This window comes from Mucilaginibacter sp. (assembly GCF_035492695.1).
Taxonomy (GTDB): Bacteria; Bacteroidota; Bacteroidia; order Sphingobacteriales; family Sphingobacteriaceae; genus Mucilaginibacter.
The window spans coordinates 385,933-397,611 of the sequence record NZ_DATJJC010000006.1 but is presented as its reverse complement, the minus strand read 5'-3'; the positions used below and the strand labels follow the sequence as shown (position 1 = coordinate 397,611).

Sequence of the window (11,679 nt, the reverse complement as noted above, 5' to 3'; positions counted from 1 at the left end):
TTTACCTGTTAGAGATTTTAATTGATATGTAAATATAATCATACGTTTTAGAAACACAGCGCGCCGGTTAAAGGATTGCGAAATTGGTGTGGCGGCTTTAACGTACAGTGAACGCGCAAATATAGCTCAAAGTTTTATAAATAATTTGCATTCCGATCGGCAGCCCTGTTGTTTAAAAGATGTATGAGAAATACCCTATTTCAAAAGGTTATAGCATTGGTTAGCTATCTCCAGTTCTTCATTGGTAGGTATCACCAGTATCTTCACTCTTGAACCGGGTTTGCTGATCTCCTTAATCCCGTCTGAACGGCTATTGTTTTTATCAGCGTCCAATTCAAGCCCAAGATAGCCCATGTCCCGGCATACCAATTCGCGTATAATAGGGTCGTTCTCTCCTACCCCCGCGGTGAAAATTACAGCGTCGAGCCCGTTAAGTGCAGCTGCATAAGCGCCAATATATTTTTTTATACGATAAGCATACATATCATAGGCCAGCTTTGCCTGTCCGTCGCCTTCTGCTATCTTTCGCCTGATATCGCGCATATCGCTGAAGCCTGTAAGGCCGATCATCCCACTGCGCTTGTTCAGTAAATTGCTTACCTGTTCAATATCATAACCCAGCTGGCTAACCAGGTAAAAAATCACTGTCGGGTCGATATCTCCCGACCGGCTGCCCATAATGAGCCCGCTTAAAGGGCCAAAGCCCATGCTGGTATCCATTGATCTTCCATCGTTCACGGCCGTTATGCTGCACCCATTACCCAGGTGTATACTGATCAGTTTTAAACCGCCTTTGTTTAAGTAAAGCTGGGCCTGGTGCGAAACGTATTTGTGGCTTGTACCGTGGAAGCCGTAGGCCCTGATGTTGTGGTCGGTATAATAGGAATTGGGAATGGCAAACCGGTAAGCCTCGGGCGGCATAGTCTGGTGAAAAGCGGTGTCGAATACGGCAACCTGCCTTGCGGCAGGGAATATCTTTTCGGCTACTTCTATGCCCCGGTACCCGGCGGGGTTATGCAAAGGAGCCAGCTGAAAGGTAAGCTTCAGTTTTTCTTTTACTTCAGGGGTGATGACGGTTGTATTGGTAAATGTTTCGCCGCCATGTACCACCCGGTGCCCTACTGCCTGTATGGCCGCCGTATCAGTTATCACACCAATCCCGCTGTCGGTCAATAGTTCGTTAACCTTTTTAAGACCCGCCTCATGATCGGGTATTTCCCAGGCGAGTTTTAGTACTTTTTCTTCCCCATTGATAAACGTTTTATGAGTAATGACCGAATTTTCCAGCCCGATACGATCGACCAGGCCGCTGCAGACCGGCGACGACGACGGCATCCTGAATAACTGGTATTTGATGGAACTACTGCCGGAGTTAATGATGAAAATATTCATTTCAGGCGTGTTTTTCTGATGTTTGCGAGGTATCCTGGCATTGGATGGCGGTGATGATGACGGTGTTAAAAATATCGTCGACGGTGCAACCCCGGCTCAGATCGTTCACCGGTTTGTTAAGTCCCTGCAACATGGGGCCTATGGCCAGGGCGCCTGTCTCCCGCTGTACAGCCTTATAGGTATTGTTACCGGTATTCAGGTCGGGGAATATTAAAACGCTTGCCCTGCCGGCTACTTCGGAACCGGGCAGCTTGCTGCTGCCAACAACCGGATCAACGGCGGCATCATACTGTATAGGTCCTTCAACCTTCAGATCAGGGCGTTTTTGTTTAACAATTTCGGTAGCGCGGCGCACTTTTTCCACCTCTTCGCCTTCGCCGGACGTGCCCGAGGAATAGGAAAGCATAGCCACACGCGGTTCAATACCAAAACGCTGGCTGCTATCTGCCGATGATATGGCGATCTCGGCGAGCTGTTCTGCCGTAGGATTCGGATTTACCGCACAATCGCCAAATATGGAAACCCTGTCGGGCAGGCACATGAAAAAGATGGATGATACAACGGATATGCCGGGTTTTGTTTTGATAAACTGCAGGGCAGGACGTATGGTATGCAGGGTGGTATGTACCGCGCCTGATACCATCCCGTCAGCATGGCCTTTGTACACCATCATGGTACCGAAATAGGATACGTCCGTCATCAGGTCACGCGCCATTTCGAGGGTAACATTCTTGCTCTTGCGCAGCTCGTATAAGGTATTTACATAATCATCGTAGTATTGGTCGTAAGCCGGATTGACGATCCGCACTTTATCCAGGTCGAGGTTAATATCGAGCCTGTTTAAAACTGCTTTAATATCCGCTGTGTCGCCCAACAGGGTCAGGTCGACAATCTCCTGGCTGACGAGGCGGGCAGCGGCCCTTAATATGCGCTCATCGTTCCCTTCGGGCAATACAATATGTTTTTTCGAGCTCCTGGCCCATTCCGTTAGCTGGTACTGGAACATCCTTGGGGTAATGCCCGACGGCTTAAAGGTTACCAGCCTTTTATCCAGTTCGGCAGTATTAACGTATTTGTTAAACGTGTCTATAGCCAGCCTTATTTTTTTTACATTATCCGAAGTGATCTGCGACCGGATGTCGCCAATGATGTTACTGGTTTGAAAGGTCCCCGTTTCAACCGAAATGATGGGAACAACGGTCTGCAAACCCTCAATCAGCCTTAGTATCGGTTCTTCCGGCTGATAGCCCGCTGTCAAAACGATCCCCGCTACTTTTGGATAACTGGTTGATAGATTGGCCTGCAAAGCACAGATAATAATATCGCCACGGTCGCCCGGGGTAACTATGAGGACATTCTCCGTCAGGTAATTTAAAAAATTGGGCACCTGCATGGCACCGGTTACAAAGTTATCAGCCTGGTTAGAAAGGTGATCGTCACCAAACAGCAATTTGCCGTTCAACTGCTCGTATATTTCCTTCAATGTCGGGCTTTGCAGCCGGGTGTCCTGGGGAATGATGGCCAGCAATATCTCGGGCGAAAGCTGGTTACGCAGCAGTTCCTCTACATCTTTTGCATGTTCCTGCTTTATCCTGTTTGCCACTATGGCAAGCACCTGTACTTCGCGCGCGTCAAAATTATGAATGGCGGTAAGCGCGGCGCTTACTACCTGGGCAATGGTTTTATCCTCGCCGGATACGACGACAATAACCGGCGCCTGCAGGTTCTTTGCTATCTGCGCATTGGTCTCAAACTCAAAAGCCGCCCCTTCGCCCGGGTAATCCGTACCCTCAACAACTATAAAATCGTACTTCTCCTCCAGGCTTTTATACTTGCGGATGATAATATCCAGCATTTCGCCCTGGCTTTCAGTTTCCATCTGGCCCATAGCATCCTGCCAGGTCAGGGCAAAAGTGTCGTCATAGGTCATGGGCAGATCAAAGTGGGTCAGGATGGTATCGATATGATCGTCTTTTTTTACCAGCAGGTTTTGGCTGATCACCGGTTTATAATAGCCTATTTTTTGCGCCTTGCCAAGCAGCATATTTACCAGGCCTATAGAAACGATCGATTTGCCGCTGTGGGCCTCGGTACTGGCAATAAAAACCGTTTTGATCATCAGGTGTGTTTAAAATTGAATCCGCGGTAAAAATACTGATTTGAGAGGCTTCGGGGGAAATGGGGAGCAATAAATTATGTGACGGGAATCATTGTGGTTGTTTAATGAATATATCAACAACAGTAAAAATTGAAAATATTACCCAAGCCTCAAATTTTCAACAATATTTAAGTCAATATTAAATATTAGTTTAAAAAAGTTAAATTTGTTGTTGAATGGTTAAAATTCAGTCGCTTTTTTTATCCTATTTTTTAGAAAATTGACTGCAAGTGAGGCTTTTCTGACTATTATTTGACCCTATGAAAAATATTGCATTAAACAGGAAGGCTGCCAACCGGCAACAACGATCCATGGCTTATTTAAAAAGTTTCACAAGCGTGCAAGCAGTAGGTTTCTGCAGAGATGAGAGGGCTATAAATATTTTTGCTGCCGGGGAAAACATTGCCCCCGGTGCCTCCGTAAAAAACGCTGAAGACTCTTTGATGGGACCAGCGGAATGCCTTTGTAACAACGGTGTGCCCCCTTCCGCTGCCCGTAACATAAGAATTGCCTGAAGATTAGTAGTGAATATTACAGTTACCCCAAACATGCGTTTTTATAACCAATCTGTCGCCGGAATAAGTTGTTGCTTATAGCCATACCCGATTCCGCAGAACAGTAAAAGTTAATATGGAACTACAAAACGATCGAAGCAAGCCGAAGCAGGAGTTGGAAGAGAGAGATGCTTTAATTGATACTATCCTTCGTCAGCAAGCGCTCATCAACGGGACGCAGGACCTTATCTGGTCGGTCGACACGGAACTTCGCATTATTACCGCCAACCAGTCTTTTGCCAAAAACATTAAAGCGCTAACGGGCAGGGATATCAGGGAAGGTGACGACGTGCTTGTAAAGGAGTTCGGGCACGACAGGTTAAACCGATGGCGGCAATATTACGAAAGGGCCCTGGATGGCGAGGAATTCCTGATAAAAGAAGACATTTACAACCCGCTGAAACAGGCCAAACAATATAGCCTGATCTCGTTAAGCCCGATGTACGACCAAAGCAATAACCTTTTTGGCATTGCCTGTTATTCAAAAGACATTACCCCCGATACGTTGAACCTGCTGGCGCTAGAACATGCCCGGGCCCGGCTGGAGAAAATAATGGATTCGTCGCTGGATATGATCTGCACGATTGACGAACGGGGAACGATATTAAGCGTAAGCGCAGCATGCAGAACTATATTAGGTTACGAGCCTGAGGAAATTGTCGGTAAACCGCTGTTTGATTTTCTGTACCCGCAAGATCTGGAGAAGACAGAACGGATGGCGGCCAGCGTGATGGCGGGCAACGCTATGACGAACAACGAAAACCGCTACGTGCGCAAAGACGGTTCGCTGGTACCGTTAACCTGGTCGGCACGATGGGACCCCAGGGACAAAATAAGATATGGTATAGCCCGTGATGCCACCGAAAAAAAGAAGAGCGAGAATGCCCTGAAAACAAGCAACGAGCGGTTTGAGTATGTTACAAAAGCTACTTCGGATATTATATGGGACTGGAACCTGGAAACAAACGAAGTTTATTATTCTGATAATATTAAAAATTTGTTCGGCCATACGCCGGGCTACAACCGCGATAATCTCCCATTTTATTTTGAACATGTACACCCGGACGACCGCGAGCGCGTGGTTCTTTACCCCGACCAGGTAAAATACGGGACAATGATAAACTGGATGCAGGAATATCGCTTCAGAAAAGCCAACGGTGAGTATGCTTTTGTGCTCGACAGGGGTATTGTAATCCGGAATGAAAAGGGTGTTGGTGTGCGGATGATTGGCGCCATGCAGGACATATCCTTAATGAAAGAGCAGGAACTGCGCGTGATACACCAGAATGAGCAACTGATGGAAATAGCCCGCATAAACGCCCACGAGATAAGGCGGCCCGTGGCCACCATTTTAGGATTACTGCATTTGTTCAACCAGAATGCCGGCAGCCGGTCTGACGGCGACCGGGAATTGCTGGAACATCTTGGATCGGCAACAGGTGAGCTGGACGATGTTATCAAGCGCATTATTGATAAAACGGTTGAATAGCCGTATTTCTGACTATAAGGGCCTTTTAAAAAGGTTCTTATTTGCATCCCACCCCAATAAGCCGGGCTGGCTCATCAATACATAAACCAGATTATCGCGCTTAAGGTGATTATGCATGACTTTAACCGGAGAGAAGTTTAACAAAACACTGCCATGTATTGCAATCGCTAATTGTAACATCGGCGTTACTGATAGATAACTTCAAACTTATATTCTGTCGCTACGTAAAAAATATTTTATTTTTAATTAATTTAAGGAATTGAAAGCCGTGGCGCGAGGTCCCGGCTTTCTTGTTTTATAGTGCCTTGCTCACAGCGTATAAAAATGGCCGAAAACCACAGTCTCCGGCCACTAATTAATATTAAGATAAGTTCAGTTATTTTACTACATAACATGCTATACCGTCGTACGTATAGCCCTGGTTGTTACCCCCACCAAGCTCATTAATATCAGTCGTGTAAAAATGTCCGCCGGACGTTTTGAAATAACGGTATAGCGGTATTGTACCAGTCACCTGGGTTGTATATACATAACCTAAAGTGCCCTCATAGCCGTAACCAACCGGAATTGTGTTACTTGTTGTATAAAAATGATCGTTGCTTGAGGAATTGTATTCCCTGTAAAAAGGTACAGTACCGGTTTTGGCGTAGTTATATAGATAACTGGCTGGCCCTTCGTAGGTGAAACCGGCCCCGCTAAGGCCAAGTTCGCTCCAGCTCGCAGTATAAAAGTGCCTGTTTGATGACGCATACCTGTAGATGGGTACCTGTGTAGCATCAAGCGGGTAGACTGTCCGCTGCGCTAAAATGTCAAAAACTGAAAAACCGTTCCACGAATTCAAGGCCGTTCCCCCATTCATTACAGAGCCCCCGTCAGAACTGTTCCGTGTTCCGTTGATCAGGTTAGCTCCATAAGTGTTAAATGTGTATGAACCGAGCGTTGCTGTGCCATAGGTTGATTCGCCCAGTGCCGTCCAGTTGGTATGCCGGTAACCGATGGTATGCCCGAGTTCGTGAACCATGTTATAAGCTTTTTGGCCCGCGCTAACATTATAATTGCTATTGAAGTTTAGATTGATCATGATCATGTTGCCGGGTTTACTGGTGGTAGACGGAAACTGACTGATAGCGACAACGTTGTTTAAACCATTAGCATCCAACAGCCCGCCATCACTCTGAATAACGATATCAGCGGTACCAGAGGTGATGAGCGAAAAAACGATCCTGTTGTTTGGTATCGCGTTCCAGTAACCGAGGGCCGCTGAAATAGCCGCATGCCAGTCGTCGGTACCTAAGTCGGACGGTATAGAAGCATCCACTTTCACCGTCACCGTTGATTGGGTAACGGTATAATCCGTTCGCGCCTGGTCAATTTCGGGCGGGCGCTGACCGGACTCTTTGGGGCTAAGCGCCAGCAACGGTAATTTTGTGTTTAATATGGCTGCATTTTTTTGCAGCATAATGTCCCCTTCTATAATGTAATAACTGCCTTTGTCAATAATGCCGTCGGTTTTGAACCCTGCTTTCTTCAGGGTCGCAATGTTTGCATCGTTTTGAACGGTTTTTGTTTGATTTGAAACAGATTCTTTCTTACAGGAAGAGGAGAATGTAACGCATGCAGTTCCCAGAACCGCAAGGATAAGTAAAGGTTTATTTTTCATTGATGTGGCTTAGAATATTAATCGCAAGTTAATATCTAATTTTAATAATAATTAAATATTTGAAAAATATTTTTTCCACAGGTGTTTGGTAAACCCGAACAGGGGCCATCACGTTCATTAAATAAAGATAATGCACCAACATTGTTGTATTGCTTGTGAATTAAATTTGCGGGAAGATCATATGTGCAAAAAAGCCCCTCCGACGAGTCGGAGAGGCTTAGGGTATAAAACAGAATTAAATTAGGGACTTGTTATACGTGTTCAGCTTCCTTAGGGTTCAGGAAAACGAACTGATTATCGAACATATCCAGCTTAATGCGGCTGTCCTTATCCACTTTGCCTGACAGTATCTGTTTTGAAAGTTCGTTGAGTATCTTTTTCTGGATAACCCTCTTCAGCGGCCGTGCTCCAAACTGCGGATCGTACCCAAGCTGTGCGAGCCAATCCAATGCTTCTTCCGAAGCATCCATGTGGATACCGATCTCTTCCAGCGTTTTTTGCAATTGGGCGAACTGTAGTTTCACAATATCACCTATCTCGTCGCGGCTTAAAGGTGTAAACATGATGATCTCGTCGATCCGGTTCAAAAACTCGGGGCGAATGGTTTGCCTCAACAGTTCGAACAACTGGGTCTTGGTTTTGGCTATCACCGCATCCTTGTCGCTGTCCTCAAAATCCTGGAAGTTCTCCTGGATAATATTTGACCCGATATTGGAGGTCATGATGATAATGGTATTCTTAAAGTTCACCACGCGGCCCTTATTATCCGTCAGGCGGCCATCGTCGAGCACTTGCAGCAGGATATTGAATACATCGGGGTGAGCCTTTTCTATTTCATCCAATAGTATTACGCTGTAAGGTTTGCGGCGCACAGCTTCGGTCAGCTGGCCGCCTTCATCGTAACCAACGTAGCCCGGGGGCGCGCCAATTAACCGCGATACGGCATGGCGCTCCTGGTATTCAGACATATCGATACGTACCAATGCATTTTCGTCATTGAACAGGTATTCGGCCAATGCTTTTGCCAGTTCAGTTTTACCAACACCGGTAGTACCCAGGAAGATGAATGAACCAATGGGCTTCTTTTTATCCTGCAAACCAGCACGGCTGCGGCGTATGGCGTCGCTGATGGCTTCGATAGCTTCTTCCTGTCCTGCCACACGTTTATGCAGTTCATCTTCCAGGTGAAGCAGCTTTTCGCGCTCGCTTTGGATCATTTTTGAAACGGGTATACCGGTCCAGCGTGAAACCACGCCGGCAATATCTTCGGAAGTAACTTCTTCCTTAAGCATGCGGTGTTCCTTCTGGTTTTCCAGCAGCGTTGCTTTCAGCTTTTCAACCTCGTCCTGTGCCTCTTTTATCCGGCCGTAGCGCAGCTCGGCCACCTTGCCATAGTCGCCCGCCCGTTCGGCCTGCTCTGCTTCCAGTTTATAGTTCTCTATCTTTTCAACCTTTTGGTTAATGCTGTCCACCACATCTTTCTCACTCTTCCATTGTGCGCGCAGCGAATCGCGTTTGGCCGATAGGTTAGCTATTTCCTCACTCAGTTCTTTCACACGCTTGTCGTCTTTCTCGCGCTTGATAGCCTCGCGCTCGATCTCGAGCTGCATAATGCGGCGGTCGAGTTCATCCACCTCTTCCGGAACGGAGTCCATTTCCAAACGCAGTTTGGAAGCTGCCTCATCCATCAGGTCGATAGCCTTATCAGGCAAAAACCTGTCGGAAATGTAACGCTGCGACATTTCGACAGCAGAAACAATAGCCTCGTCGAGGATACGCACTTTGTGGTGGGTTTCGTAACGTTCCTTTAAACCGCGTAAAATAGAAATTGCATCCTGGGTATCCGGCTCGTCCACCAAAACCATCTGGAAACGACGTTCCAAAGCCTTATCTTTTTCAAAAAATTTCTGGTACTCGTTTAAAGTGGTGGCGCCTATGGCCCTTAATTCGCCGCGGGCCAGGGCAGGTTTAAGGATGTTTGCCGCATCCATAGCACCCTCGCCGCCACCCGCACCAACCAGGGTATGTATCTCGTCGATGAACAGGATTATCTCGCCATCAGCCTGGGTAACTTCTTTGATAACCGCTTTCAGGCGTTCTTCAAATTCACCTTTATATTTGGCACCAGCGATGAGCGCACCCATATCCAGCGAGTAAACTGTTTTCGATTTTAGGTTCTCGGGTACGTCGCCCTTGATAATACGGAAAGCAATACCTTCGGCAATAGCGGTTTTACCCACACCGGGTTCACCCACCAAAATAGGGTTATTTTTGGTACGGCGCGATAGTATCTGTATCACACGCCTGATCTCATCATCACGACCGATAACTGGGTCGAGTTTACCCGATTCGGCATATTCATTCAGGTTGCGGGCGTATTTATTCAGTGCATTATAAGTGGCTTCAGCATTTTGGTCGGTTACCTTGCTGTCACCCCGAAGGGCAACTATCGCTTTCTTAAGGTCGGCCTCATTTACGCCGGCATCCTTTAAAGCCGAGCCGGTTTTTCCGTTCGCCGCCAGGATACCGAGCAGGATATGTTCGACAGAAACAAATTCATCCTTGAACTCCTTTAAATAGCCTTGCGCTTTCTGCAAGGCCGAATTGGCATCCGACGAAAGATATATCTCGCTGCCGCTAACCTTCGGGAACGACGCTATCTGCTGATCGAGCGTTTCATTCAACCTGTTCAGGTTAACGTTCAGTTTCTTTAATAAATAGGTGACAACGTTCTCATCAACTAAAAGCAAACCTTTCAGCAAATGGGCGTTTTCTATAGCCTGCTGCTGGTTGCCAGCAGCAATCTCGGAAGCTTTCTGCACAGCCTCCTGGGCTTTTATGGTAAAGTTGTTAAAATTCATACTGTATCCCTTTCAAAAGGTTTGCCACTGACGAATAAGTGATAATTTGACATTTGATTTCGGTTTTAGAAAGACATTTTGTCTACATTTATTCACTTAATTGAAACATTTCGGCCATAACGACCTGATTTGTTTGCACTTAAATACCTATTTATATACTTTTGATTTACCTTTTTAATCTAAAACACGGGTTTTGACTAATCAGCCGTATAAGAGAGTTTCAGGGAAGAGCCGTTCTGCCTACCGCGATTATTATACGCTAAAGAACCTTGGGGCCGTGCGTACAGGCAGCATTATATTCCTGATACTTAACATTATTCTGCGCATCCTGTATTTTGTGTTTCCCGAAAGCCTTACCCGGGCTCAAAACTACCCCGAATTTAACTATACCAACTGGATTTATATTTGCATTACGCCTTTATTTTTAGGAGGCAGCTACCTGTTCATCTATCTTTTTAACAGGCAAAAAAAAGCAGATATGGTGATGGCTATGTTTGTTTTCGCCTTTGCGTGCTACATCATTTTTTGCGGAATGTACTCCAGCTTTATTGCAACGTCCGACCCGCGCAATGCGTTAACTTTATACTTAACTGCCCTTAGCATCATCAGCGTCGTATTCGTTTTCGAAAGTGCGGAAACGATCATCCTGATCATTATGACCGAACTGGTATTTACCTATCTGCTGTATTATACCGCTGCAGAGCCAATGGAAATGGTTTATGACCAGATCATATCCTTCACCCTGCTTTTCTGCTTCTATTTTATTTCGAGGTACTTCTATTCCTACAAATCGACCTACTTTATACAGTTGATGGACATCAGGGATAAGAATATCGCCATTGAAAAGGGTAACGCTTTTAAAAATGAGATATTGGGTATGGTAGCACATGACCTGCGGAACCCGATAGGCGCCATTGAAACGATTGCCATGATGATGGAGATGGAGGAAGTAAACAAGGATACTCACGAAAACCTGGAAATGATCAAAGCCTCATGCGCCAAAGCACGGGGCATTGTCGCCGACCTGCTGGATGCGGCCAATAATGAGAATATCAACATCATAGATACCCAACGGACAGAGTTGAACCACTTTTTGAAAAGGATAGCCAATGAATGGAAAACGCAGAAGAATGGCAAGGGCAATATCGTTTTCATAGGATCGAAGGATCAAATATTTGCCGAGATAAATGCTGAGAAATTCCAGCGGGTAATGGATAACCTGATCACCAATGCGCTAAAATTTTCCAAAGAAAATGGCAAGATAGATATTTACCTGAGCGAAAAGGATAAGTGCGCCGTCATCGAGGTAAGGGACTACGGCGTGGGTATCCCCCATGATATGCTGCCCTATATATTTGAACGCTTTTCAAAAGCCCGCCGCCCGGGGGTGCGCGGCGAACAGTCAACCGGTCTGGGTTTAAGTATTTCCAAGCAGATCATCGAAAACCACAACGGCACCATCGAAGTGATGAGTGAAGAAAAGAAAGGTTCGACGTTTACGATAAAGCTGCCGGTGGTGGATTAGTCATTGGGGATTGGGCATTGGTATGAGGATGTTGAGTTGA

General features: G+C 46.2%; 6 protein-coding genes. 2 read left to right on the top strand and 4 right to left on the bottom strand.

Annotated features, from left to right (window positions below; all coding sequences use genetic code 11):
- Window positions 1–195: 195 nt before the first annotated feature.
- Complete coding sequence (locus tag VL525_RS04095) at window positions 196–1,392, bottom strand: acetate kinase (RefSeq protein WP_325383628.1); 1,197 nt, start codon at window positions 1,390–1,392, stop codon at window positions 196–198.
- A 1-nt stretch (window position 1,393) separates the two neighbouring features.
- Window positions 1,394–3,511, bottom strand: coding sequence for a phosphate acetyltransferase (gene pta / locus VL525_RS04090; protein ID WP_325383626.1), 2,118 nt, complete (start codon window positions 3,509–3,511; stop codon window positions 1,394–1,396).
- A gap of 669 nt (window positions 3,512–4,180) precedes the next feature.
- Here pta and VL525_RS04085 point away from each other — a divergent pair.
- Complete coding sequence (locus VL525_RS04085) at window positions 4,181–5,593, top strand: PAS domain S-box protein (protein ID WP_325383624.1); 1,413 nt, start codon at window positions 4,181–4,183, stop codon at window positions 5,591–5,593.
- Between the two features lie 376 nt (window positions 5,594–5,969).
- Here the strand turns inward: VL525_RS04085 and VL525_RS04080 are convergent, their stop codons facing one another.
- The gene (locus tag VL525_RS04080) at window positions 5,970–7,253 is read right to left on the bottom strand and encodes a M57 family metalloprotease (protein WP_325383622.1); all 1,284 of its coding nucleotides are present in this window, start codon (window positions 7,251–7,253) and stop codon (window positions 5,970–5,972) included.
- A 251-nt stretch (window positions 7,254–7,504) separates the two neighbouring features.
- Window positions 7,505–10,114 carry an ATP-dependent chaperone ClpB gene (clpB, locus tag VL525_RS04075; RefSeq protein ID WP_325383620.1) on the bottom strand — a complete coding sequence of 870 codons (2,610 nt, stop codon included), beginning with the start codon at window positions 10,112–10,114 and terminating at the stop codon, window positions 7,505–7,507.
- 193 nt (window positions 10,115–10,307) lie between these two features.
- Here clpB and VL525_RS04070 point away from each other — a divergent pair, with 193 nt between their 5' ends.
- Window positions 10,308–11,639, top strand: coding sequence for a HAMP domain-containing sensor histidine kinase (locus VL525_RS04070; RefSeq protein WP_325383618.1), 1,332 nt, complete (start codon window positions 10,308–10,310; stop codon window positions 11,637–11,639).
- Window positions 11,640–11,679 lie beyond the last annotated feature (40 nt).

What these genes read in the sequence shown, in the direction of transcription:
- VL525_RS04095 (WP_325383628.1), bottom strand. Translation starts at nt 1,392, where the DNA reads ATGAATATTTTCATCATTAACTCCGGCAGTAGTTCCATCAAATACCAG.
- pta (WP_325383626.1), bottom strand. Translation starts at nt 3,511, where the DNA reads ATGATCAAAACGGTTTTTATTGCCAGTACCGAGGCCCACAGCGGCAAA.
- VL525_RS04085 (WP_325383624.1), top strand. Translation starts at nt 4,181, where the DNA reads ATGGAACTACAAAACGATCGAAGCAAGCCGAAGCAGGAGTTGGAAGAG.
- VL525_RS04080 (WP_325383622.1), bottom strand. Translation starts at nt 7,253, where the DNA reads ATGAAAAATAAACCTTTACTTATCCTTGCGGTTCTGGGAACTGCATGC.
- clpB (WP_325383620.1), bottom strand. Translation starts at nt 10,114, where the DNA reads ATGAATTTTAACAACTTTACCATAAAAGCCCAGGAGGCTGTGCAGAAA.